This window comes from Streptomyces sp. NPDC050416 (assembly GCF_044458845.1).
Taxonomy (GTDB): Bacteria; Actinomycetota; Actinomycetes; order Streptomycetales; family Streptomycetaceae; genus Streptomyces.
Window position 1 is genome coordinate 41,383 of the sequence record NZ_JBITII010000012.1, and the last position, 25,083, is coordinate 66,465.

General features: G+C 70.8%; 29 protein-coding genes. 17 read left to right on the forward strand and 12 right to left on the reverse strand.

The features are described 5' to 3' along the window. Window positions 1–20: 20 nt before the first annotated feature. The 3 genes from ACIBL4_RS31540 to ACIBL4_RS31550 form a co-directional block, all read right to left on the reverse strand. On the reverse strand, window positions 21–1,043 hold the full coding sequence (locus ACIBL4_RS31540) for a glycoside hydrolase family 5 protein (protein WP_399415192.1): 1,023 nt from the start codon (window positions 1,041–1,043) through the stop codon (window positions 21–23). Between the two features lie 149 nt (window positions 1,044–1,192). Continuing rightward, the gene (locus tag ACIBL4_RS31545; protein WP_399415193.1) at window positions 1,193–2,452 is read right to left on the reverse strand and encodes a DUF2993 domain-containing protein; all 1,260 of its coding nucleotides are present in this window, start codon (window positions 2,450–2,452) and stop codon (window positions 1,193–1,195) included. 58 nt (window positions 2,453–2,510) lie between these two features. Next, a complete protein-coding gene (locus ACIBL4_RS31550) occupies window positions 2,511–4,334 on the reverse strand; it encodes a bifunctional metallophosphatase/5'-nucleotidase (RefSeq protein ID WP_399415194.1) in 1,824 nt (607 codons plus the stop codon). Window positions 4,335–4,477: 143 nt separating this feature from the next. Between ACIBL4_RS31550 and mshD the strand changes: the two genes are divergently transcribed. After that, complete coding sequence (gene mshD / locus ACIBL4_RS31555; protein WP_399415195.1) at window positions 4,478–5,404, forward strand: mycothiol synthase; 927 nt, start codon at window positions 4,478–4,480, stop codon at window positions 5,402–5,404. A 27-nt stretch (window positions 5,405–5,431) separates the two neighbouring features. On the opposite strand, the gene ACIBL4_RS31560 is transcribed toward mshD, so the two are convergent. From ACIBL4_RS31560 to ACIBL4_RS31595, 8 genes are all read right to left on the reverse strand, one after another. Further along, window positions 5,432–6,112 (reverse strand): NAD(P)H-dependent oxidoreductase, encoded by a 681-nt coding sequence (locus ACIBL4_RS31560; protein WP_399415196.1) that lies wholly within the window; start codon window positions 6,110–6,112, stop codon window positions 5,432–5,434. 34 nt (window positions 6,113–6,146) lie between these two features. Continuing rightward, window positions 6,147–6,479 carry an ArsR/SmtB family transcription factor gene (locus ACIBL4_RS31565; protein ID WP_399415197.1) on the reverse strand — a complete coding sequence of 111 codons (333 nt, stop codon included), beginning with the start codon at window positions 6,477–6,479 and terminating at the stop codon, window positions 6,147–6,149. 52 nt (window positions 6,480–6,531) lie between these two features. Beyond that, on the reverse strand, window positions 6,532–7,986 hold the full coding sequence (locus ACIBL4_RS31570; RefSeq protein WP_399415198.1) for a sensor histidine kinase: 1,455 nt from the start codon (window positions 7,984–7,986) through the stop codon (window positions 6,532–6,534). Then, entirely contained in the window at window positions 7,983–8,720 is a 738-nt protein-coding gene (locus ACIBL4_RS31575; protein WP_306965752.1) for a response regulator transcription factor, read from the reverse strand. The genes ACIBL4_RS31570 and ACIBL4_RS31575 overlap by 4 nt, the downstream gene beginning before the upstream one ends. Before the next feature lie 105 nt (window positions 8,721–8,825). Then, a complete protein-coding gene (locus tag ACIBL4_RS31580; protein ID WP_399415199.1) occupies window positions 8,826–9,047 on the reverse strand; it encodes a hypothetical protein in 222 nt (73 codons plus the stop codon). A 27-nt stretch (window positions 9,048–9,074) separates the two neighbouring features. Then, window positions 9,075–10,067, reverse strand: coding sequence for a S1C family serine protease (locus tag ACIBL4_RS31585; RefSeq protein ID WP_399415200.1), 993 nt, complete (start codon window positions 10,065–10,067; stop codon window positions 9,075–9,077). Between the two features lie 120 nt (window positions 10,068–10,187). Then, window positions 10,188–11,210, reverse strand: coding sequence for a LacI family DNA-binding transcriptional regulator (locus tag ACIBL4_RS31590; RefSeq protein WP_399415201.1), 1,023 nt, complete (start codon window positions 11,208–11,210; stop codon window positions 10,188–10,190). Window positions 11,211–11,348: 138 nt separating this feature from the next. Then, window positions 11,349–12,128 (reverse strand): winged-helix domain-containing protein, encoded by a 780-nt coding sequence (locus ACIBL4_RS31595; RefSeq protein WP_399415202.1) that lies wholly within the window; start codon window positions 12,126–12,128, stop codon window positions 11,349–11,351. A 172-nt stretch (window positions 12,129–12,300) separates the two neighbouring features. On the opposite strand from ACIBL4_RS31595, the gene ACIBL4_RS31600 reads away from it, so the two are divergent. The 9 genes from ACIBL4_RS31600 to ACIBL4_RS31640 all read left to right on the forward strand — a co-directional run bounded on the left by ACIBL4_RS31600 (window position 12,301) and on the right by ACIBL4_RS31640 (window position 18,014). After that, the gene (locus tag ACIBL4_RS31600) at window positions 12,301–13,152 is read left to right on the forward strand and encodes an alpha/beta hydrolase (RefSeq protein WP_399415203.1); all 852 of its coding nucleotides are present in this window, start codon (window positions 12,301–12,303) and stop codon (window positions 13,150–13,152) included. Window positions 13,153–13,190: 38 nt separating this feature from the next. Beyond that, entirely contained in the window at window positions 13,191–13,445 is a 255-nt protein-coding gene (locus tag ACIBL4_RS31605; RefSeq protein ID WP_037671193.1) for a MoaD/ThiS family protein, read from the forward strand. Between the two features lie 2 nt (window positions 13,446–13,447). Further along, window positions 13,448–14,542 carry a hypothetical protein gene (locus tag ACIBL4_RS31610; RefSeq protein WP_399415204.1) on the forward strand — a complete coding sequence of 365 codons (1,095 nt, stop codon included), beginning with the start codon at window positions 13,448–13,450 and terminating at the stop codon, window positions 14,540–14,542. Between the two features lie 378 nt (window positions 14,543–14,920). Continuing rightward, complete coding sequence (locus tag ACIBL4_RS31615) at window positions 14,921–15,661, forward strand: DUF2993 domain-containing protein (protein WP_399415205.1); 741 nt, start codon at window positions 14,921–14,923, stop codon at window positions 15,659–15,661. Window positions 15,662–15,865: 204 nt separating this feature from the next. Continuing rightward, window positions 15,866–15,946, forward strand: a complete 81-nt coding sequence (locus tag ACIBL4_RS31620; RefSeq protein WP_350310325.1) for a putative leader peptide — start codon at window positions 15,866–15,868, stop codon at window positions 15,944–15,946. Window positions 15,947–16,082: 136 nt separating this feature from the next. Then, window positions 16,083–16,928, forward strand: coding sequence for a sulfurtransferase (locus ACIBL4_RS31625; RefSeq protein WP_399415206.1), 846 nt, complete (start codon window positions 16,083–16,085; stop codon window positions 16,926–16,928). Window positions 16,929–16,971: 43 nt separating this feature from the next. Then, window positions 16,972–17,259, forward strand: coding sequence for a DUF1416 domain-containing protein (locus tag ACIBL4_RS31630; protein ID WP_010036201.1), 288 nt, complete (start codon window positions 16,972–16,974; stop codon window positions 17,257–17,259). Window positions 17,260–17,345: 86 nt separating this feature from the next. Next, the gene (locus ACIBL4_RS31635) at window positions 17,346–17,606 is read left to right on the forward strand and encodes a DUF3099 domain-containing protein (RefSeq protein WP_399415207.1); all 261 of its coding nucleotides are present in this window, start codon (window positions 17,346–17,348) and stop codon (window positions 17,604–17,606) included. A 21-nt stretch (window positions 17,607–17,627) separates the two neighbouring features. Continuing rightward, window positions 17,628–18,014, forward strand: a complete 387-nt coding sequence (locus ACIBL4_RS31640; RefSeq protein WP_399415208.1) for a VOC family protein — start codon at window positions 17,628–17,630, stop codon at window positions 18,012–18,014. Here the strand turns inward: ACIBL4_RS31640 and ACIBL4_RS31645 are convergent. Next, window positions 18,008–18,370 (reverse strand): DsrE family protein, encoded by a 363-nt coding sequence (locus ACIBL4_RS31645; RefSeq protein ID WP_356927799.1) that lies wholly within the window; start codon window positions 18,368–18,370, stop codon window positions 18,008–18,010. The two genes, ACIBL4_RS31640 and ACIBL4_RS31645, sit on opposite strands and share 7 nt — an antisense overlap. Before the next feature lie 101 nt (window positions 18,371–18,471). On the opposite strand from ACIBL4_RS31645, the gene ACIBL4_RS31650 reads away from it, so the two are divergent. From ACIBL4_RS31650 to ACIBL4_RS31680, 7 genes are all read left to right on the forward strand, one after another. Further along, on the forward strand, window positions 18,472–19,233 hold the full coding sequence (locus ACIBL4_RS31650) for a hypothetical protein (protein ID WP_399415209.1): 762 nt from the start codon (window positions 18,472–18,474) through the stop codon (window positions 19,231–19,233). Further along, on the forward strand, window positions 19,230–20,069 hold the full coding sequence (locus tag ACIBL4_RS31655) for a hypothetical protein (protein WP_399415210.1): 840 nt from the start codon (window positions 19,230–19,232) through the stop codon (window positions 20,067–20,069). The genes ACIBL4_RS31650 and ACIBL4_RS31655 overlap by 4 nt, the downstream gene beginning before the upstream one ends. Continuing rightward, window positions 20,066–20,905 carry a hypothetical protein gene (locus ACIBL4_RS31660; RefSeq protein ID WP_399415211.1) on the forward strand — a complete coding sequence of 280 codons (840 nt, stop codon included), beginning with the start codon at window positions 20,066–20,068 and terminating at the stop codon, window positions 20,903–20,905. Before ACIBL4_RS31655 ends, ACIBL4_RS31660 begins: the two co-directional genes overlap by 4 nt. Before the next feature lie 218 nt (window positions 20,906–21,123). Continuing rightward, window positions 21,124–21,699, forward strand: coding sequence for an FABP family protein (locus tag ACIBL4_RS31665; protein WP_399415212.1), 576 nt, complete (start codon window positions 21,124–21,126; stop codon window positions 21,697–21,699). A 375-nt stretch (window positions 21,700–22,074) separates the two neighbouring features. Next, window positions 22,075–22,743, forward strand: a complete 669-nt coding sequence (locus ACIBL4_RS31670) for a hypothetical protein (RefSeq protein ID WP_399415213.1) — start codon at window positions 22,075–22,077, stop codon at window positions 22,741–22,743. 17 nt (window positions 22,744–22,760) lie between these two features. After that, the gene (locus tag ACIBL4_RS31675; RefSeq protein WP_399415214.1) at window positions 22,761–24,446 is read left to right on the forward strand and encodes an N-6 DNA methylase; all 1,686 of its coding nucleotides are present in this window, start codon (window positions 22,761–22,763) and stop codon (window positions 24,444–24,446) included. Further along, window positions 24,443–25,075: a restriction endonuclease subunit S gene (locus ACIBL4_RS31680; RefSeq protein ID WP_399415215.1), complete on the forward strand. Its 633-nt coding sequence runs from the start codon at window positions 24,443–24,445 to the stop codon at window positions 25,073–25,075. The genes ACIBL4_RS31675 and ACIBL4_RS31680 overlap by 4 nt, the downstream gene beginning before the upstream one ends. The last annotated feature ends 8 nt before the right edge of the window (window positions 25,076–25,083 follow it).

The following is a 25,083-nucleotide window of genomic DNA, read 5'->3' on the forward strand; positions in this document are numbered from 1 at the left end:
ACCCGGAAGGGCCACCATGCCTACTGCTTCCAGGCGTAGTGCAGCCGGTCCAGGCCGCTGGAGTTGTTCACCGTCAGGCTGAGGTTCGTGCCCGTGCCCTGGAGCGTGGTGAGGGAGTAGGTGTCACCGTTGCGCAGGCCGGGCCAGTAGACCGAGCCCAGGCCCAGTTCGCGGATGGTGTCGGTCGCGGCCTGGATGTACGCGACCTCGTTGGAGCCGTTGACCGGGCCGTTGTAGTCCAGGCCCGTCGTCATGGACGCGCCGAACTCGTCGAGGATCGTGCGCGAGGCGCAGTCGCCGATACGTGCCTTGAAGTCCTGCTTCCACTGGTCGACGCTGGTCCAGTCGGTGTGCCAGAAGCCGTAGTTGTGCAGGGCGATCCGGGTGCCGTTGAGACGCGGGTCGGCGCAGACCGGCTTGACGTCCTCGCTGTACTTGTACCCGCCGATCACCATCCGGTCGCGGGGCACGTTGCCGTGGGAGGCCACCCACTTCGCGGCGATGTCGGTCCACTCCTGGGCGGTGTAGCCGAACGGCTCGTTCATCGGCTCGAAGTACACCTTGGAGTTGCGGGCGTAGGAGGACGTGATCCGCGCCCACATCTGGTTCCAGGACGCCTGGTTGTCGATCTTGCCGTCCTTGGCGTTGTCGGCCTCCCAGTACCCCAGGATGACCTTGAAGCCCTTGGCGGTGGCGGCGTCGATCGCGCCCCGGTACGACTTCCAGAACGGGCCGTTCACGGAGGTGGGGTTGACCGGGAGGCGGACGGTGTTGGCGCCCAGCTTGGAGAATCCGCCGATGATCGCCTTGGACTTGGCGTAGGTGGTGGCGTAGCTGTCGGTGGTGGACAGGCCCGAGGGCACGACCGCGTCGTGGGCGTAGTTGTCCCGCGGGTCGGCCCAGTTGACGCCCTTGAAGTCGCTGACGGGCGGCGGGGCGGTGGGGGAGGCGGCTGCGGGGGAGGCCAGGGCCCCGCCGAATGCCGTGGCGCAGGCGAGCAGCGCCCCCAGACTGGCTGTCCCCCGGTGAGTCTTTCGTGACACGACGTCCCCTTCTGAGCAGTACTTTCGAGCGAACCTCGCGTACAGATCGGCGGCTCGTTGGCTCCCGCAAACTAGAAGAGGAGTCGAACAGAGGTCAACACATCTGCACACCAAATCTCATCAGGAACGCAGGTTGCTGACGCGCGGCGCTACGACCCCACGTTCAGCCCCGAGCCCGACACCCGCACCCGGATGCCGTCCTCCTCCACGCGTACGTCGTCCAGCCGTACGTCTCCCTGCTCCGGCTTCGGCAGTTCGAACGCGAGCGCCAGCCGGTCGGCCAGGACCGGGCGGGTCAGGCCGGACAACTCGTCGAGGAGGTCGGGATCGAGGCCGATGCGGCGGAGCACCTGGGGGTTGTCCAGGGCCAGGTCGATGAGGTTGAGGCGCTCGGCCTGGCGGGCGAACTTCGGTGAGCCGGTCAGCTCGGTGAGCTTGCCGTCGTCGGCCAGGGCGTCGCGCACGGTCGCCTCGGGGACGCCCATCCGCTGCACGATGGCCGGGACCGAGAGCAGCGCCTTGGCCTTGCGGGTCTCCCGGGAGAGGTCGGCGGCCCCCTTGGGCGTCAGGTGCAGCCCCTCGGAGGCGCGGGTGCCGGGGCGGTAGGTGGCCAGGTTCCCGATGTCGAGCCGCATGCCGCCGATCTCCGTGGCGATGCCCCGCTCGCCCTGCCGCTGGATCCGGGCCTCGGCGCGCAGCCGCAGGTCGTGTCCGGCGACGGGCAGGGTGCCGTCGGCCCGGACGCGGTCGCGACCCTCGCCGGTGAACGTCACCTGGGAGGCGCCGAGTTCGCGGTTGAGGTCCTCGAAGGACAGCAGGACGTCCCCGTCGAACCGGGGGACGTGGGCGCCGCGCACGGACGTGAGGCCGTCGGCGTCCAGCCGGATGTCGTGCGCCGTGGCCGACACCTTCGCCAGGGAGACCCGGTCGGCGGCGACGTCCGGGACGGTCACCTTCACCGACTCCAGCCGCTCGTCGGCGAGTTGGGTGAGGAAGGGGAACCCGCCGATCTCCACCTCGGGCGCGGCCGCGAGGTCCAGCCGGTCTTTGAGCGTGTCGGCGGCCCGGTGCTCGGCGTACAGCACGGCCCAGCGGTCGCCGAGGGCGAGGAAGGCGGCGAGCACGACCAGGCCCACCACCGCCTTCACCGCGAGCGGCAGCCCGGCGAAACGATTCCGCCGGCGCCTGCCGCCACGCCGGTGGTCGGGCGGCGACCACTCCCGTTCCGCCTCGTCCCGCTGCTCGGCCTCCGCGCCGAGGAAGTCCTCCAGAGGGGTCTCCTCCAGCGGGCCGTCATCGAGTGCGGCGAGCTCCTCGTAGGGGTTGCGGGGCTGGTCGGAGGGGCCGTGAGGGTGCTCGGAGGGGTCGTGGGACAGGTCTTGCATGTCCATGCGGTGGGGGGTGCGCATCGTCTCATCCGACCATGCGCACCGCCCCTGGCCGCAACTTGAATCCCCTGTATGCGATTTACTTCACGATCGCGATACGGTCCGCCTTCGGCGGGGCCAGCGGGTTCGTGGCCGAGGAGTTGGCCGTGAGGTACTGCTCCAGCGCGGTCAGGTCGTCGGCGCCGACGACGTCGTTCGTGCCCTGGCCGAGCGTGGGGAAGCCGTCACCGCCGCCCGCGAGGAAGCTGTTCGTCGCGACGCGGTAGGTGGCCGCCGGGTCGATGGCCTTGCCGTCCAGCAGAATCGAGTCGGTGACGACCCGGTCGGCGCCGGACTTGGTGAGGTCGAGCGTGTACGTGAGGCCGGACGACACCTGGAGGACCTTCGGCGCCGCCGCGTTCGGGCCGGTGACCTGCTCCTTGAGCACCTGGATCAGCTGCGCGCCCGTGAAGTCCTGGAGGTTCACGGTGTTGGCGAACGGCTGGACCGTGAAGCCCTCGGCGTACGTCACGACACCGTCGCCCTCACCGGCCTTGGCCGTGTAGGTCAGCGGTGCCCGGATGCCACCGGGGTTCATCAGCGCCAGGTCGGTCTCCGGGTCTAGCTGCTTGCCGTGGGCGAGCTGGGCGTCGGCGATGAGGTCGCCGAGCGGGGACTCGGTGCCGGTGTTGCCGATGTCGCCGGAGATGTGGCCGATCGCCCGGTTGCCGATCGGGGCCGCCAGGGTGTTCCACTTGCCGATCAGCTCGGTCATGTCGGGCGCCTTGGGGACGTCCCGGGTGACCACGTGGTTCGCGGACTTCACGGCCGTACGGGCGATGTCGCCGGTCAGCCGGTCGTACGTCAGTGTGGTGTCGGTGTAGAGGCGGCCGAAGGACGCGGCCGAGGTGACCATGCGCGGCTTGCCCGCCGGGTCGTCGATCGTGCACACGTACGCGCTGTGGGTGTGACCGGTGACCAGCGCGTCCACCTGCGGCGTGATGTTCTTGGCGATGTCGACGATCGGGCCGGACACACCGTCGCCCGCGCCCGGGGCGTCGCAGTCGTAGTTGTACGACGTCGACGCCGGGAAGCCGCCCTCGTGGATGAGCGCGACGATCGACTTCACGCCCTGCTTCTGGAGCACCTTGGCGTACTTGTTGATCGTCTCGACCTCGTCCTTGAAGGACAGGCCCTTGACGCCCTCGGCGGAGACGATGTCCGGAGTGCCCTCCAGGGTCACGCCGATGAAGCCGACCTTGACGCCGTTCTTCTTCCACACCCAGTAGGGCTTGAGGATCGGCTTCTTCGTCTTCTCGTCGAGGACGTTGGCGGCCAGGTAGGGGAAGTCGGCGCCCGTGAACTTCTGGTCCGCGTAGCAGCCGTCCTTCGGGTGGCAGCCGCCGATCTGAAGGCGTGCCAGTTCCTTGGCGCCCTCGTCGAACTCGTGGTTGCCGACGGACGTGACGTCGAGGTCGAGCTTGTTCAGCGCCTCGATGGTCGGCTCGTCGTGGAAGAGGCCGGAGATCAGCGGGGAGGCGCCGACCATGTCGCCGCCGGCCGCGGTGATGGAGTACTTCTCGCCCTCGCGGGCCTGGCGCAGATGGGTGGCGAGGTACTCCACACCGCCCGCGTCGATGGTCTTCGTCGTGCCGTCGGCCTGGTGTTCGGTGACCCGGCCGGAGGAGCCGGCGGGCGGCTCCAGGTTGCCGTGCAGGTCGTTGAAGGACAGCAACTGGACGTCCTGGTAGCGGCCCGGCCAGTGGCCGCCCCCGCCGTGGTTCTCTCCGGCCGACGCCGACCCGGGCACCGTCGCCGCGGCCAGCGCGCCGACGGTGGCGACACCGGCGGCGAGAGCGACGAGACGGTTCGTACGACGTCTGCGGCGCTCCTGGTGCGCCGGTGCCGGTGAAGTGGCTGGCATACGCCCCCCTGTGGGTCTGCTGGGACAGTGATGTCGTCCGGCGCAGCCTAGAGTCAACGCGCGTAGCGCGACAGAGCTTTCGGGTCACATCCTGGTTGCTTCTTGCCGCCGATTTCCCGGCACCGACCCGTACCCTCGTACGCATGACCAGCGACGACACCGCACGGCCCGGACGCACCCGCTCGATCGACACATATGCCGCGCTCTCCCCGGAGCAGACCGAGGCCGTCCTCGCCCTGCTCGCCGACGCCGCCGGCACCGACGGACAGCAGGCGGTCTCCGAACAGGGCCGGTTGCAGCTGCGCGGCGGCGAGCGCGCGGGCGTCGCCCATCTGCTGCTCACCGTCGACGGCGAACTCGTCGGGTACGCCCAGCTGGAGGACACCGACCCGGTGGAGCCGCCGGCCGCCGAGCTGGTCGTGCACCCGGGGCACCGGGGCCAGGGGCACGGGCGGGCGCTGGGCTCCGCACTGCTGGCCGCGTCCGGCAAGCGGCTGCGGGTGTGGGCGCACGGCGGCCACTCCGCCGCCCGGCACCTCGCGCAGGTCCTCGGCCTGACCCTGTTCCGCGAACTGCGCCAGATGCGCCGCCCCTTGACCGGCTTCGACGCGCCCGAGCCGGTCCTCCCCGAGGGCGTCACCGTCCGCACCTTCGTCCCCGGCCGGGACGACGCGGCCTGGCTCGCCGTCAACGCCGCCGCCTTCGCCCACCACCCCGAGCAGGGCTCCCTCACCCAGCGGGACCTCGACGACCGCAAGGCCGAGCCGTGGTTCGATCCGGCGGGGTTCTTCCTGGCCTTCCGCGGCGACGAACTCATCGGCTTCCACTGGACCAAGGTCCATGCCGAGGAGGGCCTGGGCGAGGTGTACGTCCTCGGCGTCGCCCCCGGCGCCCAGGGCGGCGGCCTCGGCAAGTCCCTGACGACGATCGGCCTGCGGCACCTGGCGGACCGGGGGCTGCCGACCGCGATGCTGTACGTCGACGCCGACAACACGGCGGCGGTGTCGGTGTACGAGCGGCTCGGGTTCGTCACGCACGAGGTGGATCTGATGTACCGGACGGAGACGTGACCGTGCCCGCCCCGGCCGGTGCCGGCCTCAGCCCACGGTGGCGCCGGCATCGGCCGCGACGCGTGCGACGGACTCCCTGACCGCGTCCAGCCCCGCGGCCCGTTCCTGGTCGGTCATACGGGCCGGGCCGTACGTGATGACGGGCTCCAGGACCTGGTAGCCGACGAACTCCAGCATTCCCCGGTGGATGTGGAACAGGAAGTCGTCCATCGGGCCGAAGGCGCCACCGGGGCGGAACGACTCGCCAGGCCCGCCGGTCGTGAACAGCAGCATCGCGCGCTTCCCGGCGAACGCCGCGTCCCCGAAGAGTCCGTGGTCGCCGCCGAAGGCTCCGCCCATCACGAAGACCCGGTCCACCCATCCCTTGAGGACGGCCGGCAGCGAGAACCACCACATCGGGAACGACAGCACGAGCAGATCAGCGGCGAGCAGCCGGTCCAGATGGGCCCTGACGGCCGCGTCGAGCGTCCCCTCCCGGACCGCTCGCAACTGCTCGGCCTGCGGCTTGAACGGGCCCTCCACCGGTGCGAACTCCTCGCGGCCGAGCACCGGCGCCCAGCCGTCGGCGTAGAGGTCCAGGACATCGACCCGGTACCCGGCCTCGCGCAGGGACTGAGCCGCGGCGCCCATCTGGGCGGTGCTGAACGACCGGGGCTCGGGGTGGGCATGAACGATCAGGGCAGTGCGCGCAGCAGTGGAGGTCGACATGAGGAGATCATATCGACGTATCGCGATTCGTCAATCAGAGGGTGGTGCCGATCGCCCGCGCCAGCCGGGCCAGCCGCTCTTCGTCACGCCGGTAGTGGGTCCACTTGCCCACCCGGGTGGGACGTACGAGTCCCGCCCGTTCGAGGGTGCTCATGTAGCTGGAGACCGTCGACTGGGCGAGTCCCGCCTTCGCCTGGATGTGCGTGACGCACACGCCGACCGCCCGGCGGTCCGCGATCGGTTCGTACTCACCGAAGTGCGCCTCAGGATCTTTCAGCCACTGCATGATCTGCAGACGGGCAGGGTTGCCGAGGGCCTTGAACACCTCGATCAGATCGCCCGCGTCCAGTTCCGCCGTCGCGGCCATGTGCCACCCTCCTCGCCGTCAGTGCGACACACCACGATATATCGATATCGGGCTAGGCGTCGGCGAAGGTGAGGCTGTCTGGCGGTGGCACCGCCGCCCCCGGCAGTCGTACCGTCGCCACCGTGCCGCCCCCCTCCGCCGGGGACAGTGACACCTCGCCGCCCGCCTGCTGCACCGTGCGGGCCACGATCGACAGGCCCAGGCCCGAGCCGGGCAGGGCTCGGGCGCTCGGGGAGCGCCAGAAGCGGTCGAAGACGTGGGGGAGTTCGTCGGCGGGGATGCCCGGGCCGTGGTCGCGGACCGTCAGGGTGCCCTCGGACAGGCGTACCTCGATCGTGCCGCCCCCCGGGCTGAACTTCACCGCGTTGTCGAGGACGTTGACCACCGCCCGTTCCAGGGCGGAGGGTTCCGCCCGCACGTACCACGGCTGGATGTCCGCCGTGATCGTCAGTTCCGGGCCGCGCAGCCGCGCTCGCCGCAGCGCCGAGTCGACGATGTCGTGCCAGGCGATGATCTGCGTCCGTCCCGCGTGCTGGCCGGTGTCCGGCCGGGACAGTTCCTGCAGGTCGCCGATGAGCGCGGCCAGCTCCGTCATCTGCGCCTTCACCGACGCGAGGAGCGCCTTGCGGTCGGCCTCGGGGAGGGGACGGCCCGTCTCCTCGCTGCGGGTGAGGAGCTCGATGTTGGTGCGCAGGGAGGTGAGCGGCGTGCGGAGTTCGTGGCCGGCGTCGGCGATGAGCTGTTGCTGGAGGTCGCGGGAGCTGGCCAGCGCGGAGGTCATCGAGTTGAACGAGTGGGACAGCCGGGCCACCTCGTCCTCGCTGTCCTGGTCCACCGGGATGCGGATGCCCAGATCCTCCGTACGGGCCACGTGCTCGACGGCCTCGGTGAGTTTGTCGATCGGGCGCAGTCCCGCCCGGGCGACCGCCAGCCCGGCGGCTCCGGCGCCCAGGACCCCCACGCCCGAGACCAGCAGCAGGATCAGCGCGAGATCGTTGAGGGTGGACTGGGTGTTCTTCAGGGGCAGGGCGAGGATCAGCGCGGCGTTGGGCGCGTCGGGCTGCTCGGACGCCAGCCGCACGGTCATCACGCGCAGGGCGTTGCCGTGCTCGTCGGTGCCGTTGCGGACGATGCCGCGCCCCACCGGGGAGTTCTTGATCACGTCCCGGTCGGCCCCGGTGACATTGACCAGGCCCACGGAACTGGAGTGGACACAGATGTCCCCGTCCGCCTTGACGACCTCGAAGTAGGAGCTGTTCCGGAAGCTGTTGCCGCCCGGCGGGGTCTGCGTGCAACTGTCCACCGCCTGCTGAATGGCGATGTTCTGGCCCGGCTTCTGCAGCATCTTCTCCAAGTCGCCGTCCACCTGGTCGTACAGCTTCCCCTGCACGATGAACCAGCATGTCACCGACACCGCCGCCACCGCGAACGCCACCGCCGCCGCCACCAGCAGCGCGAGCCGGGACCGGATCGGCAGCGAGCGGAACCGGCGTACGACCTTGTTCACTCCGCGCCGCCCTGCCGCAACACGTAGCCCACACCCCGCACCGTGTGCACGAGGCGCGGCTCGCCGCCCGCCTCGGTCTTGCGGCGCAGGTACATGACGTACACGTCGAGGGAGTTCGACGACGGCTCGAAGTCGAAGCCCCAGACCGCCTTGAGGATCTGCTCCCGGGTGAGGACCTGGCGCGGGTGCGCCATGAACATCTCCAGCAGCGTGAACTCCGTACGGGTCAGCTCCACCTGGCGGCCGCCCCGCGTGACCTCGCGCGTCGCGAGGTCCATGCGCAGGTCGGCGAAGGCGAGGACGTCCTCGTCGTCCGGCGAGCCCGCGCCGACGGCCGCCGCGTAGGAGCTGCGGCGCAGCAGCGCGCGGATGCGGGCGAAGAGTTCGTCCAGTTCGAAGGGCTTGACCAGGTAGTCGTCGGCGCCCGCGTCGAGGCCCGTGACCCGGTCGCCGACCGTGTCACGGGCCGTGAGCATGAGGATCGGGGTCGTGTCGCCGGTGCCGCGGATGCGGCGCGCCGCCGTCAGACCGTCCATGCGGGGCATCTGGATGTCCAGGACGACCAGGTCGGGCCGGTACGCCGCCGCCTTCTCCAGCGCGTCCGCGCCGTCGACCGCGACCTCTGTCCCGTACCCCTCGAAGGCGAGGCTGCGCTGGAGTGCTTCGCGTACCGCCGGCTCGTCGTCGACGATCAGGATGCGCTGGGGGTCACGGTCGCCGTCTGCGGGGCTCATGGGTCGGGGTCCTCGGGTGTGGTGTGGTGGGACGGGACGGGGTGTCGCTGACGCTCTCAGCCTCGCACGTCGGCGGGCCGGGCCGGGAGCAGGTTCAGCCCCGGATCAGCCCCGTACCTTGCGGCGCCGGGCGGCGGCGGCTCGGCGGGCGGCGGCCTTGCGCGCGGGCCGGGCCTTGGCCGTCGCCACCTCGGGGGCCCGCGTCGCAGACACCGACGCCGACGCCGACGCCGTCGCCGGTGCATGCAGTTCGTGCACCACCGCCAGTGCCAGCGCGAACCCCGCCGGGTCGGCCCCCGGCACCGTGTGCGGAACCTGCTGGATCATCGCCGTACTCCTCGCATCCGGTGGACCTCAGTCCGTGGCGCCGGCCCGCAGCTTGGCGAGGTCGGCCTTGACGGTGTTGATCGGTATGGCGAAGCCCAGGCCGACACTGCCCGCGTCGGAGGACGAGGAGGCGCTGCCCGCCGGCGAGTACATCGCGGAGTTGATCCCGATGATGTTGCCGTTCATGTCGATCAGCGCGCCGCCGGAGTTGCCCGGGTTGAGGGACGCGTCGGTCTGGAGCGCCTTGTACGTCGTGGTGTCCGAGCCGGTGTCACCGTTGAACTGCCGCCCGCCGAACTCGAACGGCCACCCGTCGCCCTGCTGGGGCTGCTGGCCCTGGTCCTCGTCGGTCGGGACGGTGACGTCACGGTCGAGGGCGGAGATGATGCCGCTGGTGACCGTGCCGGACAGGCCCTCGGGGGAGCCGATCGCCACGACCTGGTCGCCGACCTGGAGGCCGGAGGAGTCGCCGAGCGTCGCCGCCTTCAGGCCGGAGGCGTTCTCCAGCTTGATCAGCGCCAGGTCCTTCTTGCTGTCGGTGCCGACGACCTTGGCGGAGTACGACCTGCCGTCGTTGGTCGTCACCTTGATCCGCGAGGCACCGGCGACGACGTGGTTGTTGGTGACGATCTCGCCGTCGCTCGTGATGATCACGCCGGAGCCGGTGGCGGAACCGGCGTTGGAGTCGGCTCTGATCTCGACGATGCTCGGGCTGACCGCCTTGGCGACGCCGGCGACCGTGCCCTTCTGGGCGGATGGCACCACGTTGGTGCTGGTGGAGCTGGAGGCGACAGAGTCGTTGCCCGTCAGCTCCTGGATGCCGTAGGCGGTGCCGCCGCCGATCGCCGCGGCGACGATCGCCACGGCGGCGAGCAGGGCGACCGGGCCACGCTTGCGCTGCTTCGGAGCGGGTGCCGGGGCGTACGCCGGCGGAGGCGGCCACTCGGGGTTCACCGGGGCCTGCTGCTGACCCTCGTAAGGGTTCTCGTACTCGCCACTGCGGTGGAAGCTCTCGGTCATGTCTCAGAGCTTGGAGCCCGACCATGAGAGCTTCCTGAGCGCACGCTGAGAAGCCCGACAGAACCTCGTATGCCCGATATAAAGGCGCCCCCGGGCCGCCCCCGGCCGCCCTTGCCAGGGTCAGCCGCAGCCGCAGGAGTGCCGTACGACCAGCCGCGACGGGAACACCTTCAGCCGCTCCCGGCGGGCCCCCGCCACGCGCAGCCCGTCGTCGAGGACGAGGTCCACCGCCGCGCGGGCCATGGCCGGCCGGTCCGAGGCGACCGTGGTGAGGGGCGGGTCGGTCAGGGCCGCTTCCTTGATGTCGTCGAAGCCCGCCACCGCGAGCTCGCCCGGCACGTCGATGCGCAGTTCGCGCGCGGCGCGCAGCAGGCCGATCGCCTGGTCGTCGGTGGAGCAGAAGATCGCGGGCGGGCGCTCGGGGCCGGAAAGGATCTTCAGGGCGGCCTGGTAGGCGTCGTAGCGGTTGTAGAGGGCCTCGAAGAGCCGGCCCTCCGTGGAGATCCCGGCCTCGTCCATCGCGCGGCGCCAGCCCTCGACGTGGTCGGAGACCGGGTCGCCGACCACGGGCGTCTCCGCTATGCCGCCCATACAGGCGACGTACTCGTACCCGTGCTCCAGCAGATGGCGTACGGCGAGCTGGGCGCCGCCCAGGTCGTCCGTGACGACGGCGACGTCGTCGATGGCCTCGGGCCGTTCGTGCAGCAGGACCACGCGGGCGTCCCAGGCGTCGATCTCGGCGGCCGCGAGGTCGTTCATGGCATGGCTGACCAGGATCAGTCCGGAGACGCGCATCCCCAGGAAGGCACGCAGGTAGTGGACCTCGCGCTCGGCGATGTAGTCGGAGTTGCCGACGAGCACCATCTTGCCGCGCTCGGACGCGGCCTGTTCGACCGCGTGCGCCATCTCCCCGAAGAAGGGCTGGCGGGCGTCCGGCACGATCAGGCCTATGAGGTCCGTACGCCGGGACGCCATCGCCTGGGCGACGCGGTCGGGCCGGTACCCCAGTTCCTTGATCGCGGCGAGGACACGCTCGCGCGTGGCCGGGGCGACCGGCCGGGGTCCGTTGTTGATGACATAGCTGACCACGGCAGTGGAAGTCCCTGCCAGCCGCGCCACATCATCCCGAGTCACCTTGGCCACGCGCGGAGTCTACGCGGATATACCCGCTCTGGGCAGGGCGTAAAGGAGCTTCCGTACGATATCCCGACCGCCGTCCGGGGGACGCCGGCGCGTGCCGTGCGGAAAGCGGTGCCCAAGTGGGCACCGCGATACGCCTCCTTACGCCTTGCTGCGCGACTCGGCGGCGTCCAGATCGGCCGACTCGTCCGCGGTGCCCGGAATTTCCTTGGCCGCCCTGGCCTTCGCCTCCTCGGCGGCGCGCTCCACCTTCTCCGGCGTAACGAATCGATAACCGACGTTCCGGACGGTGCCGATCAGCGACTCGTGCTCGGGGCCGAGCTTGGCGCGCAGCCGCCGTACGTGCACGTCGACCGTGCGCGTACCGCCGAAGTAGTCGTAGCCCCACACCTCCTGGAGCAGCTGGGCACGCGTGAAGACGCGGCCCGGGTGCTGCGCGAGGTACTTCAGGAGCTCGAACTCCTTGAAGGTGAGGTCGAGGACACGGCCCTTGAGCTTGGCGGAGTACGTCGCCTCGTCGACCGACAGGTCGCCGTTGCGGATCTCCATCGGGGAGTCGTCGCTGACGATCTGCTGGCGGCCCATGGCCAGACGCAGGCGCGCCTCGACCTCCGCCGGTCCGGCGGTGTCCAGCAGGACGTCGTCGATGCCCCAGTCGGCGGTGACGGCCGCGAGACCGCCCTCCGTGACGACGAGGACGAGCGGGCAGCCGGGCCCGGTCGAGCGCAGCAGCTGGCACAGGCTGCGGACCTGCGGCAGATCACGGCGGCCGTCGACGAGGATGACGTCGGCGCCGGGGGTGTCGACGAGGGCGGGACCCTCCGCGGGGGCCACTCGCACGTTGTGCAGGAGCAGACCGAGGGCGGGGAGCACCTCCGTCGACGGCTGGAGGGCGTTGGTCAGGAGCAGCAGAGAACTCATACGTCTGGTTCCTCCTCGGTCCCTGCGAGGACGTTTGTTGGCACAGCACAGCTCTGCGATCCCGAAGGCCCCGTACACCTGCGGTTTCCCGCGTCGTATACAACGCTTCCGAAAGCACAAAAGGACCCGGGGGCTACGCTGCCCGAGTCCTCTGCCCAGCAGAATAGCCCACATGAGCACTGGTCCGGCAGGTCATGTGGCGCGTTCCACCGTTCGTCCGCACTCCGAGACGACCCGGGGAACGCCTGCGCGGACGCGAACGCGGGCCTTTCTGCGCACGTCAGACGGCGTGGCCATCGACGCCGTATACGACCCGGGTGCGGTTGTATACGACACCTCACGATCGCCTGCCGATCACCCCGTGTTCGTCGTCGCCCACGGCTTCACCGGTGCGGTGGACCGTCCGCACGTACGGCGGGTGGCGCGGACCTTCGCCCGGTACGGGGCCGTCGTCACGTTCTCCTTCCGGGGCCACGGGGCCTCCGGCGGGCGCTCGACGGTCGGGGACCGGGAGGTGCTGGACCTGGCGGCGGCGGTGGGATGGGCCCGGGAACTCGGGCACGCGCGCGTGGGGACGGTGGGCTTCTCCATGGGCGGCTCGGTGGTGCTGCGGCACGCGGCGCTGCACCCACGGCAGACGGACGCGGTGGTGTCGGTGAGCGCGCCGGCCCGCTGGTACTACCGGGGCACCGCCCCGATGCGCCGGCTGCACTGGCTGGTGACGCGGCCGGAGGGCCGGGTGGTGAGCCGCTACGGCCTGCGCACCCGCATCCATCACCGCGACTGGGACCCGGTTCCGCTCTCGCCGGTGGAGGCGGTGCCGAGGATCGCGCCCACGCCCCTGCTGATCGTGCACGGCGACGCCGACGGCTACTTCCCCGTCGACCATCCCCGCATGCTGGCCGCGGCCGCCGCCGACCAGGGCGAACTGTGGCTGGAGCCGGGCATGGGGCATGCCGAGAACGCGGCGAGCGACGAACTGCTGGGCCGGATCGGGGAGTGGGTGGTGGGCCGGGCGGGCTAGCCTGGCGGGGTTCACCGACAAGCAGATCGAGGAAGCAGATGCCAAAGGTCACGGTGCGCTACTGGGCCGCCGCCAAGGCCGCGGCCGGGGTGGCCGAGGAGCCGTACGAGGCGGCCACGCTCGCCGAGGCGCTCGACGGGGTGCGTGCGCGACACCCCGGCGAACTCGAGCGCGTGCTGCGGCGATGCTCGTTCCTCGTCGACGGTGACCCCGTGGGCACCCGCGGGCATGAGACGGTACGGCTGGCCGACGGCGGCACGGTCGAGGTGCTCCCGCCGTTCGCAGGAGGGTGACGATGACCGACCAGCCGACCAACCAGCCGTACGACGGCTACGACCCCTACGGGCAGCAGGGGTACCCGCAGGGGCATCAGGGTTACCCGCAGGGGCACCAGGCGTACCCGCAGGGGCACCAGGGGTACGACGACCCGTACGCCGGTCAGCAGTACACGCAGCAGTGGCAGGGACAGACCTGGGAGACGCAGACGCAGTCGCCGGTGTCCGCGCAGGTGACGGCGGCGGAGGAGACGGCGTATCTGCCGCCGCAGGGGCACGGGACTCCTGCTCCCGCTCCCGCCCATGCTCCCGCCCCTGCTTCCTCCGCCGAGTACGGCCCGGCCACCGTCGCCGGGAACCCGCGGATCACGGACGCGCAGCGGGCGCGGGCGGAGGGCCGGTCGCCGATCATCGAGCCCGGGATGCAGCCGGCCGCGCTGACGGCGCTGCTGGGGCTGTTGCTGGCGGGCGCGGCGGCGGTCGGCACGTACGCGCTGCTGGTGCCGCTCGTCGTCCTCCAGGCCGTCACCGCGGCGGGCTGGTTCCGGCTGAACGGGATGTGGCCGGCGCGGCAGGGCATCGCGCTGGGCTTCGCGGGCGCGCTGGCCGCGGACGCGGCGCTGCTGGCGTCGGACCGCTCGCCCTCGGCGATCCTGGGCACGCTCGGGGTGTGGGTGCTGCTGGCGCTGGTGCTGCAGCTGCGGTCGCACGCCGACCCGGACGAGCGGATGTACGGCCTGATGGCGACGGTCGCGGCGTCGGCGCTGGCGATCGTGGCGGGCGGGTACCTCGCCGCCGAGGCGGACGCGGTGACCGTGGGCGCGATCGCGGTGGCGGTCGCTGTCCTGGCCCGCGCCCTGCCGCTGCCGACCCCGGCGTCGGTGGTGGTGGCGCTGCTCGCGGGAGCGGGCGGCGGCGTCGCGGCCGGCTCGCTGACGGGCCTGGGCACGTCGGGCGCCCTCCTGGGCGCGGGCGCCGCAGCCTGCGCCCTGATCGGCCACCGAGTCGCGAGCTACGACTACCCGTCCCGCTTCGTCCACTTCACGGCGGGCGTGGCGCTGCCGCTGTCCGCTGCGGCCCCGGCGGTCTACGTACTCGGGCGGGCCCTGGTCTAGCGCCTGCGGCGGGCTGGTGGGTCGGGGCCGTGCCGGGGGTGTCCGTCCTCGGAACGGCGCGATGGGTGGGTGACCAACTCACTGGCGTTTGACGCGCCAACCGCTGCGGGCGGCTGAGCTGCGGGCAGTCGTGCCTCCCCCAGTGCCTTAAGGGCCTGGGAGGTGCCCCCAGGCGGCACGGGTGGACGCAGCGGCACCCCGCAACGCCGGGCTGCGGACCCACCCGGCCTCAGCACCCACGCCGGGTGCCTGACCTGTCACAGATGATCGACAAACCCGGGGACCGAAGCACCCACGGAGTTACCCTCACGCAAGGACGGCCGCTCGGTCGTCGAACACCGGACCGCCGTCCAACCGCCTAGGTGGGGGAAACACCGCATGCGCGCACTGCGAATACTGCTGATCGTCGTCGTGATCGTCGGCGGGCTCTTCGTGATCGCCGACCGCGTCGCCGTGAACTTCGCCGAGGGCGAGGCCGCCGACCGCCTGAAGACCACCGAGAACCTCTCCGCCACCCCGGACGTGTCCATCAAGGGCTTCCCGTTCCTCACCCAGGTCGTCGGCGGTTCCCTGGACGACATCGAGGTCGGCATCACGAACTACGAGGCGGTCGCGGGCAACGGTGCCGGGAAGATCCGTATCGACGACCTCCGGGCCGACATGCGCGGCGTCGAGTTCTCCGGCGACTACAGCTCCGCCACCGCCACCAGCGCCACGGGCACCGCGACCATCGCCTACGACGAGCTGCTGAAGACGGCCAAGTCCGAGCCCACCCAGGTCGCCCCGGGCGTCACCGCCAGCGTCGTCGGCCTCTCCGACGGCGGCAACGGCAAGATCAAGGTCACCGTCGAGGCCACCGTCCTCGGCACCAAGCTGCCCGAACCGGTCTCCGTGCTCAGCTCGGTGACGGTGATCAACGGCGACACCGTACGGGTGAAGGCCGACGGCCTGCCCAAGTTCGGCGGCGTCGAGATCGCCGAGTCCCGCGTCCGGTCCATCACCGACTTCCAGCAGAAGATCGACGGCCTGCCGGGCGGCATCCAGCTGGACAAGGTGCAGGCCGCGCCGGGCGGCGTCGAGATCACGGTGAAGGGTTCCAACGTCCGCCTGGCCGGGTAGGAAAGGCACCGGACGGACCCGGACCTGGGGTGTCCGGTGGGCGAGACGGTGACGTCCGTAGCTCAGATGTGACGGCGGATACATGCGGGCACGACCCGTGCCCCACACCTCCCCAACCCCATCGATCCCACATCGTGGATTTTCTCGTCTCAGCATGCGACACGCCGGTGACACGCGTGCCTGACCGTCCCTACGATCGACGGCATGAAGCGACAGGCGGATCTCACGAAGCGGCGGGCAGTAGACCTGTGCCGCGTCGCCGCCATGCTCTGTCGCACCTTCTGAGCGACCGCCTCGGCCCATGCGCCGACGCGCGCATCCCCGCCGCCCCGCACCAAGGGCACCCGTGCGCCGCCCTCGTCATGGGCGCGCCCCGCAGACCTCGCACGCCCCGCCGTAACTGCCCCGGAGGAGAAAGAGCATGAGCCGCAGCGACGTCCTGGTCGACGCCGACTGGCTTCAGGAGCACCTGGACGACCCGACCATCGCCATCGTCGAGGTGGACGAGGACACGTCCGCCTACGAGAAGAACCACATCCGCAACGCCATCCGGATCGACTGGACCAAGGACCTCCAGGACCCGGTCCGCCGTGACTTCGTCGACCAGGAGGGCTTCGAGAAGCTCCTGTCGGAGAAGGGCATCGCCAACGACCACACCGTGGTCCTCTACGGCGGCAACAACAACTGGTTCGCCTCGTACGCGTACTGGTACTTCAAGCTGTACGGCCACGAGAACGTCAAGCTCCTCGACGGCGGCCGCAAGAAGTGGGAGCTCGACGCCCGCGAGCTGGTCGCCGGCGACGAGGTGCCGGAGCGTCCGAAGACGGACTACAAGGCCAAGCCGCAGGACACGTCCATCCGCGCCTTCCGTGACGACGTGGTCGCCGCCATCGGCTCGCAGAACCTGGTCGACGTGCGCTCGCCCGACGAGTTCTCCGGCAAGCTGCTCGCCCCGGCCCACCTGCCGCAGGAGCAGTCCCAGCGCCCCGGCCACGTGCCGAGCGCCCGCAACATCCCGTGGTCCAAGAACGCCAACGACGACGGCACCTTCAAGTCGGACGAGGAGCTCAAGGAGCTCTACGCCGCGGAGAGCGTCGACCTGGCCAAGGACACCATCGCCTACTGCCGCATCGGTGAGCGCTCCGCGCTGACCTGGTTCGTGCTGCACGAGCTGCTCGGTGTGGAGAACGTCAAGAACTACGACGGCTCCTGGACCGAGTACGGCTCCCTGGTGGGCGTGCCGATCGAGCTCGGCGCCAACAAGTAAGCGAACCGACCGACCTCTCAAGACCTCTCTTCAGGAGTACGACATGTGTGGAGCGAAGGCCGGCGGCCCGGACGCCTCGACGATCAAGCCCGGTGAGACCACCATCCAGGGTCAGGTGACCAAGGACGGCGAGCCCGTGACGGGTTACGTGCGTCTGCTGGACTCGACCGGCGAGTTCACGGCCGAGGTGCCGACCTCGGCGACCGGACAGTTCCGCTTCTACGCGGCCGAGGGCACCTGGACCGTCCGCGCCCTCGTGCCCGGCGCCACCGCCGACCGCACGGTCGTCGCCCAGAAGGGCGGCTTGGCGGAGGTGGCGATCGCCGTCTGACGGCGACAGTGCCACGAAGGGCCGCATCCCACGGGTTGGACACCTGGGGTGCGGCCCTTCGGCCTGCCCGGACCTACGCTGGACGTATGTACGCACGACGGCGGCGCACGTACTTCGCGATGATGGGCGGCTGCATCGCCCTCTTCGTCCTGGCCTGGGGCGTCGTACGCCTGTGGTCCATGCCCGTCGCCGTCGGGATGTGCGTCGTCGCCATGGTCATCCCGCCCGTCGCCGCGATGGTCGCGAACCGCCGGGGACCGGAGGACCGCTGGTGGGACGATCCGTCCGGCGACCCCCAGTCGGACGAGTGGTGGGACGAACTGGACGGCAAGAAGCGCCCGTACTGAATCGACGAGGGGGGAGCGACCGTGCGCCTGACGGCGGCGACTCTGGACGCCCCGAACGCCCGTGAGCTGGCCGCCTTCTACCTGCGGCTGCTGCCCGGGTGGCGGGTGTGGCGCGGGGAGGGCTGGCAGGACTGGGTGCACATCCGGCCGCCGGACGGCGGTACCGGACTGTCCTTCCAGACCGAGCCCGCCTACCGGCCGCCCGTCTGGCCGAGTACGCCGGACCGGCAGCAGATGATGATCCACCTCGACATCGAGGTCGACGACCTGGAACGCGAGACCGCACGGGCCCTTGCCGAGGGCGCGCGGCTCGCCGAGCACCAGCCGCAGGACGGCGTCCGGGTGCTCCTGGACCCGGCGGGCCACCCCTTCTGCCTCCACACGGAGGCCGCGGAGGCGTCTCAGTAGACGAGCGCCTGGGTGTCCTCCGCCATCGCCTCCTGGACGAAGACCTGGGCGCCGGCGATGCGGACGCCCTTGAGGACGTCCTGCTCCGTGATCTCGCGGCGGGCCGCGCACTGCGTGCACAGCGTGACGCGGCCGGCGGCCAGGACCGAGTCGAGCAGGTCGGGGAGCGGGGCCGCGTGCGGCAGCTCGAACTCGGCGGCGCGGCCGGGCAGGGCGAACCAGGCGGACTCGCCGGTCAGCCACAGGGAGACGTCGACGCCGCTCGCCACCGCCACCGCCGCCACCGTGAACGCCTGGGAGCACCGCTCGGGGGCATCGGCCCCCGCCGTCACCTTGATCACGAGCTTCTTCGCCATGGCCGAATCGTAATCAACGCACCTGCAACTCCGGGCACTGCCTGAAGGTCTCCTGTGCGCGCGCATGCGGAATGCGCGCTTCACGTTCTGTGGGGGACGTCTTGGAAGTACCCGAAGAAGTGGCCGGCGAGTCCGGGGCCGAGCCCGGGCCCCGTCGCCGTGGGCGGGGGCGTACGGCCGCGCTGATCGGTGCCGCCGCCTTGCTCGGACTGGTGGCCGGCACCTGCGCCGGTTACCTCGTACAGGTGGACCGCGCGCCCACGAAGCTGCCCTCCCTCTCGCAGCCCTCGCTCGCGCAGGCCACGGGCGACGGCCCCGAGCCGCTGTCGGCCGCGCGGGACAGGCGGGTGAAGACCGACGGTGACCTGCGGAAGCTGCTGCTGAAGAAGCCGCGCGGGGCGCGGGACGCCGAGTATCTGATGGGCGACGAAGGCTGGCTGGACCTCGCGGGCTACGCGGCGTACTACAAGAAGCCGGGCGAGATGTTCGGCGAGCTCGTCAGCGACGAGTTCCGGCGCGCTGCCGTCACCGGCTGGCGGGTCGGCGGCACGTACCAGGTGGAGATCCGCCTGGTGCAGTACCGGCAGGAAGAGGTGCTCGCAGCCGCCGACAGGGCCGGCAACAGCCAGTACTGGGCCGAGGCCGAGGGCGGCACCGACAGCTGGGCCGTGCCCGGCACCGGGGACGGCCGGGCCTACGTCCACAACCGGCCCGAGACCAAGCCCGGCTACGTGCCGGTGTACAACGCCGAGGCACACGCCTGGCGTGGCGACATCGCCGTGGAGATCTGGGTGACGGACACCAAGCCGATTCCCAAGGCGAAGATCATGAACCTGGCCGAGCGGCAGCTGGAGCGGCTGTGAGCGACAACGTGGAGCCGGTGGAGCCGGTGGAGTCGAGGGCCCTGTCCGAGCCCGCCCCCGAGCCGCAGCAGAAGCCCGTACGCCGTGGCCGTGTCGCCGCCGTCACCGCGTCCGTCCTGCTGGCGGTCACCGTCGCCGGCGGCGCGGGCTACACCGTCGTGGCCGTGAACGGCGCCGACCGGGACGCGGGCGCCCCCGTCTGGACGTTTCCCCGGAACAACACCGAGGCCGAGGCGGACGAGAAGGCCGCTCCCACCGGGCTCGCCGGCATGCTCGTGCCGTACGGGGCCCCCGGGACCAACGAGTGGGGGCGCGGCCCGGACCTCGGTGAGTACGGCTCGGACGCCGCGCTGAGCGGGGAGCAGGCCACGGCCCTGCGCAAGGAGTCCCTGAGCGGTCTGCCGCGCACCCAGCGCAAGCGGCTGGAGAAGGCGGTCGACCGGTTGCGCATCACCGGCATCGCCATGCGCAGCTACCTCAGCACGACCAAGCTCTCCGACGCCTACACCGACGACGCCTACACGGTGCGCGTCGAGCTCGCCCAGATGGACAACAGGGCCGCGGTCCGGGACGCCGCACGCTTCCGGAGCGCGGTCGTCGACGCCCTGGGCGGCTTCCGCAAGGGCCCGGAGATCCAGGGCCACAAGAACGCCCACTGCTTCCTGCCGCCGAAGGACGCCGACGGGGGCCTGGAGACGATGTACTGCTCGGCCCACGTCGGGAACGTCCTGGTCACAGCCGTCGCGGCCGGCGCGGAGCCACTCGACACCAAAGGGGCCGCGATGCTGCTGCGCGAGCAGCTCGACCGTATAGCCGAGCCGGGGGAGGCGGTATGACCGAGCAGCAGCAGACCGCCGTTCCGGCCGTGCCCGAGATGCGGCCGGACGTGCCGTCGGGCCCGGTGCGCACGGACCGCCGGGTCCTGCGGGCCGTTCTGCGCTGGACCGCCGCCGTGGCCGTCTGCGCGGCGGTCGGCGCGGCCACGGCGTTCGGCATCACGCGCATGGACCGGACCGACCTACCCGGGCTCGCGACGGAGCCGGACGGGCGCTGGGAGTACCCGGTGCTCACCCGCCCGCCGCTGCCCTCCGGCAGTCCGGGCCCCTTCGCCGAGGGAAACACGGCCGGCACGCACCACGCCGACCCGCGTGCCCTCCTCCTGCCCGCTCCGGAGGGCGCCAGGGAGGACAAGGCGCTGCGGGGCTCGGCCGGCTTGCCGGCGAAGAAGGACTTCCTGGCGGAGTACGCCGCGAAGGACGACCGCGAGGAACTCGGGCAGCAGCTCACCGACCACGGTCTGCGGCACATCGCCGCCCGCGGCTGGACGATGCCGGATGGCACCCGCACGCGGATCTACCTGCTCCGGTTCGACACCGCGGCCGTCGTCGACGGGCTGCTCGCGCCCTACCTCGCCCCCTACAGTGCGCCGAAGTTTGCCCTGCGCGGCGCCGGGACATCCGTGAACGACAAGGCGTTCCCCGACGACGCCGTGGTGGACGACGTCGAGTGCGTGGTCTACGACGAGGCCCGGCCGTACGGCGGCGAACAGGTCCGCCACGCCTACCTCGCCGCCGGTGACACCCTCGCGCTGGTCATGCAGTCCCGGAAGGGCGGTGCGCGGGCCGTGCCCTTCCAGCAGACGGTGACCCTGCAGGGCCAGCTGCTCGGCTGACTCCCGCCGGGGCCCACCTCACAACGAGGCCCGGGCCCCGGCCGCGTAAGCTGGGCCCGGCCCCGTGCACACATCCGCAGCCCGCTCAAGGAGCACCCCGTGGAGCTTTTCTTCGAAATCCTGTTGGTCCTGGTCGCCGTCGGCGTCCTGGCCTTCGCCGGACTGACCGTGAAGAAGCTGTACCAGGGCCAGCGCTGACCCACGTCTAGGAACCTCTCATGATCGAGATCCCGTCCGACCTCCACAAAGACCTCGTCCCGCTCGCCTTCCTGCTCGGCAACTGGGCCGGTGCCGGTGTGCACGACTTCCCCGGCTCGGAGAAGTGCAACTTCGGGCAGGAGGTCGCCTTCACCCACGACGGCCGGGACTTCCTCGAGTACCGCTCCCACAGCTGGGTGCTGGACAAGGACGGCAACAAGGTCCGGCCGCTGGAGTCCGAGCACGGCTTCTGGCGGATCGACGCCGAGCGCAAGGTCGAGGTGACGATGACCCGCGACGACGGCGTCATCGAGATCTGGTACGGCGAGCTGGCCGACAAGAAGCCGCAGATCGACCTCGTGACGGACGCGGTGGCCCGCACCGCCGCCTCCCAGCCGTACAGCGGCGGCAAGCGGCTCTACGGCTACGTCAAGAGCGACTTGATGTGGGTCGGCGAGAAGCAGACCCCCGAGGTCGAGCTGCGCCCCTACATGTCGGCCCACCTGAAGAAGGTCGTCACCCCGGAGGAGGTCGAGCGCTGGGCCAAGGCCCTGCCCGACGACATGCCGGACGACGGGATCGCTTTCTTCAAGTAGTCTCCGCTGCCCCACGATTCCCAATGGCCCCGGCCCGGACATGGCCGGGGCCATTCCATGTGCGTCAGGGCCAATCCTGAAACAGCCCAGGGGGGGGGTTAACAGATCGCTCTAGCAGTGCACTGCGGTTGCGGACACTTGCCTTTTGTGACTACGGTGGAGACCGCAGCGCCGAGTGGTGTGATCCTCGCGCGGTGTGTGAAAAGCAGAACCCCCGGCCGCGCACGGAGTGCGGCCGGGGGCTTGAAAGCCGTGCCCCGGGTGGCGTGCTGTGCAGAGGCGAGCCCAGGGCGTTCGTATCTCACCGTATCACGGTGGGTCTTCCCGTACCTGGACCATGCTGGGCGACGCCATGCCCAAAAGAGGGGGATCACAGTGACCGACCAGCTGCCGGAGTGGATGCTGCGCGCCTTTTCCAAGCTCAGGCTGGCGCGCTACGTGAGCGCGGCGCGCGGCAACGCCGTGGTGGCTGGGCGGCTGTACTGGTGGAACGTCGAGGCGTCCGCCGCGCTGTACGGCTCACTCCACTGTCTGGAGCTCGCCCTGCGCAATGCCCTCCACCGTCAGCTCTCCCTCGCCTATGGCAGGGCCGACTGGTGGGCTGTGGCACCGCTCAGTCCCAACGGACAGCGGCTCGTGGCCAAGGCGCGGAGCAAGTGTGAGCGCCGCGGGCTCGTTCCCGCACCGGCGGACGACATCGTGGCCGAGCTGTCCTTTGGTTTCTGGGCCTCCCTGGTCAGCGGTGGATCGCGGTACGACCGTCTGTTCTGGGTGCCCACCGTGCACAAAGCATTCGCCCACTACTCGGGCCGACGCGACGCCCTCTACGACGGTCTGTGGTCACTGGTCCTGCTGCGGAACCGGATCATGCACCACGAGCCGATCCACCACCGGGACCTCGCGGCCGACCATGCAAAGATCTACCGCATGCTGGGCTACCTCGACCCGCGGCTGGCCAAGGAGGCGCAGGCCATGGACCGATTCCCGGTGGTCCTTGCGAGCCGCGGGGACGTGCTGCGCGGTTCCAGGCCGCCCCGCTTCTGACTCCTCGGGGAGGCGCTGTGAGTAGCATCGACGACGTACTCGTCTCGCGGGCCGACATCGCGCGGCTCGCGGGGGTGCGACGACCCGCGGTGACGAACTGGGAGCGGAGGCACCAGGACTTCCCCGATCCGGCCGTCGTGGATCGCGCCGACGGCCTTGGCGAGATCGAGGTGTTCCGGGCCGCCGAGATCCTGGGATGGCTGGAGCGGCGCACTGTTCCGGCGAACGCGCGGCGGCCCGAGGAGCCGGCCGGGACGACTTACGGGGACCGGTTCCGCGCCGGTCTGGGAGGGGCGCGGGCCGGGGCGCTGCTTCAAGTCGTGCAGCGCTTGGGCGGCCCGGAGGCGGAACGCTTCCGCGGGGAGCTTTCCGTGGCGGACTACCTCACCGTGCTGCTCTCGCTCGTCTACGTGCGGGGCTGCCTGCCCGAGGAATGGAAGAGAGTGACGGCTGATGCGAGCAGGTATCAGTTCCCGCACTCCGGTGAGCTGCTCGTCCGCTTTCTCGCGCGCGCTGTCGAACAGGGTCTAGGCCCCGGCCATGGCCAACTGCTCCTCGCCCTTTCCAGGAGGCTCGGCGACTCCCGGGTAGCCGACACCGTGCAGTTGTTGGACGAGACGGGGTCGGTGGAGAGGGCGGAGTACGCGCAGGCCTTCGAATGGCTCCTGGCTCGGTACGGCGAACTCGCGGGCAGGACGGCCGGTGACTTCTTCACGCCGCGTGCTGCGGTCGACCTCGTGTCGAAGCTCATGACCAACGACGCTCAGGACGTCAGGAGCGTGCACGATCCCTTCGTGCGCGCGGGTGAGCTGCTGGCCGCCGCACTCGACGGTGTGGCGGACGCCCGGGAAGGGGCGCTTCTGCCCGAAGCCAGTGGGGCGGGAGTGGGGGAACACCCGCTGGCCCTCGCCGGCATGAACCTCGCGCTGCACGGCCTGACCGACGCCGATCTGCTGCCCGGGCACACCGCTCCGTCCGCAGGGCTCGGCCCCGGGCGCCGCGCGTTCGACCGTGTCGTCGCGAACCCGCCGTTCAACACCCGGCTTCCGGAGTATCCCGGCGACCCCGCGCACTGGCGCTACGGTAAGCCGCCCCGGCACAACGCCAATTTCGACTGGCTCCAGTACGTCGTGGCCTCGCTCGCTACGGACGGGCGCGCGGCCGTGGTGATGCCCGACATCGCGGCCTTCTCCTCCAACCCCTCCGAACGGCGGATCCGGTCCGCCATGGTGGAGGACGGCGCGGTGGAGGCCCTGATTGCCTTGCCCTCCCACCTCTTCACCACGACCAGCATCTCCGTCACGATCTGGCTGTTGCGGTATCCGGAGGGCAGCGGTGACGAGGTCCTCTTCGTCGATGCCAGGCGGTTCGGATCGATGGTCTCCCGGGTGCAGAGAGCGCTCGCCCCAGAAGAGACGCAGAGAATTTTCCGGGAGTACGAGTCCTGGCGGGCGGCCCGGGCGGCCGGGCGCCCCTACCCGGGCACCCCGGGGGTGAGCAGGGCCGTACCCCTCGCCGAGATCAGGGAGCGGGACCACACACTCAGCCCTTCCGTCTACCTGTCGAGCGACATTCCGACAGACGCGTTGGCCGTGGACCCGAGCCAACTGAACGTGCTGGCCGTACGGCTGGCGGAGGCGCACAGCCGGGCCCGTGCCGCGGACGCCGCGGTCGATGAGCTGCTGAGGAGGTACGGCCCGTGAGCGCGGACAGCCGCGAAGGCATCCCGGAAGGGTGGCAGCCGGTCCCCCTCGGTGACATCTGTGACATCCAGTCGGGCGGGCCGGCACCGCGCCGGAGCGAGGACGTGCCCGGTGGTGTTCCTCTGGTCCGTCCGGCCGATCTCCGCAATCGGAGGATCTCGCCGAAGCCGGGGATGCCACACGTGTCCCCCGAGCGGGCGCGCGAACTCCGCAGACACCAGCTCGTCGCCGACGACATCTTGGTCAGCCGCACCGGGACGGTCGGCCGGGCGGCACTGGTCACCGAGCACGAACAGGAGTGGCTCTACAACACCCACCTGCTGCGCGTGCGACCGCACGATCCGGCGCAGGCGCTGTACCTCGTCGCGTATCTCGCCCGCCGGGCGACGGCCGACTGGCTGGGGAGCCGAGCCGTAGGAACGACCGGCATGAGATCGATCACCGTACGCACCCTGTCGGAACTGCCGGTGCTGCTCCCCCCGGTCGATCAGCAGCGGGACATCGGAGCTGCCCTGGCCGCGGTCGACGAGAAGATCCGGGCCCATGAGGACATTGTCAGGACGACTGGTGTCCTGCGCGACACTCTCTCGGACCTCCTGATGTCGGGTCGGCTGCCGCCGTGTCCGTGATCGGGCCG

Bases quoted from the DNA above. Each gene is read 5' to 3' on its own strand.
- ACIBL4_RS31645 (WP_356927799.1), bottom strand. From the start codon at position 18,370: ATGGCGAAGAAGCTCGTGATCAAGGTGACGGCGGGGGCCGATGCCCCC.
- mshD (WP_399415195.1), top strand. From the start codon at position 4,478: ATGACCAGCGACGACACCGCACGGCCCGGACGCACCCGCTCGATCGAC.
- ACIBL4_RS31615 (WP_399415205.1), top strand. From the start codon at position 14,921: ATGCGCGCACTGCGAATACTGCTGATCGTCGTCGTGATCGTCGGCGGG.
- ACIBL4_RS31600 (WP_399415203.1), top strand. From the start codon at position 12,301: ATGAGCACTGGTCCGGCAGGTCATGTGGCGCGTTCCACCGTTCGTCCG.
- ACIBL4_RS31630 (WP_010036201.1), top strand. From the start codon at position 16,972: ATGTGTGGAGCGAAGGCCGGCGGCCCGGACGCCTCGACGATCAAGCCC.
- ACIBL4_RS31580 (WP_399415199.1), bottom strand. From the start codon at position 9,047: ATGATCCAGCAGGTTCCGCACACGGTGCCGGGGGCCGACCCGGCGGGG.
- ACIBL4_RS31665 (WP_399415212.1), top strand. From the start codon at position 21,124: ATGATCGAGATCCCGTCCGACCTCCACAAAGACCTCGTCCCGCTCGCC.
- ACIBL4_RS31635 (WP_399415207.1), top strand. From the start codon at position 17,346: ATGTACGCACGACGGCGGCGCACGTACTTCGCGATGATGGGCGGCTGC.
- ACIBL4_RS31605 (WP_037671193.1), top strand. From the start codon at position 13,191: ATGCCAAAGGTCACGGTGCGCTACTGGGCCGCCGCCAAGGCCGCGGCC.
- ACIBL4_RS31550 (WP_399415194.1), bottom strand. From the start codon at position 4,334: ATGCCAGCCACTTCACCGGCACCGGCGCACCAGGAGCGCCGCAGACGT.
- ACIBL4_RS31610 (WP_399415204.1), top strand. From the start codon at position 13,448: ATGACCGACCAGCCGACCAACCAGCCGTACGACGGCTACGACCCCTAC.
- ACIBL4_RS31575 (WP_306965752.1), bottom strand. From the start codon at position 8,720: ATGAGCCCCGCAGACGGCGACCGTGACCCCCAGCGCATCCTGATCGTC.
- ACIBL4_RS31620 (WP_350310325.1), top strand. From the start codon at position 15,866: ATGAAGCGACAGGCGGATCTCACGAAGCGGCGGGCAGTAGACCTGTGC.
- ACIBL4_RS31585 (WP_399415200.1), bottom strand. From the start codon at position 10,067: ATGACCGAGAGCTTCCACCGCAGTGGCGAGTACGAGAACCCTTACGAG.
- ACIBL4_RS31560 (WP_399415196.1), bottom strand. From the start codon at position 6,112: ATGTCGACCTCCACTGCTGCGCGCACTGCCCTGATCGTTCATGCCCAC.
- ACIBL4_RS31660 (WP_399415211.1), top strand. From the start codon at position 20,066: ATGACCGAGCAGCAGCAGACCGCCGTTCCGGCCGTGCCCGAGATGCGG.
- ACIBL4_RS31625 (WP_399415206.1), top strand. From the start codon at position 16,083: ATGAGCCGCAGCGACGTCCTGGTCGACGCCGACTGGCTTCAGGAGCAC.
- ACIBL4_RS31545 (WP_399415193.1), bottom strand. From the start codon at position 2,452: ATGCGCACCCCCCACCGCATGGACATGCAAGACCTGTCCCACGACCCC.
- ACIBL4_RS31565 (WP_399415197.1), bottom strand. From the start codon at position 6,479: ATGGCCGCGACGGCGGAACTGGACGCGGGCGATCTGATCGAGGTGTTC.
- ACIBL4_RS31595 (WP_399415202.1), bottom strand. From the start codon at position 12,128: ATGAGTTCTCTGCTGCTCCTGACCAACGCCCTCCAGCCGTCGACGGAG.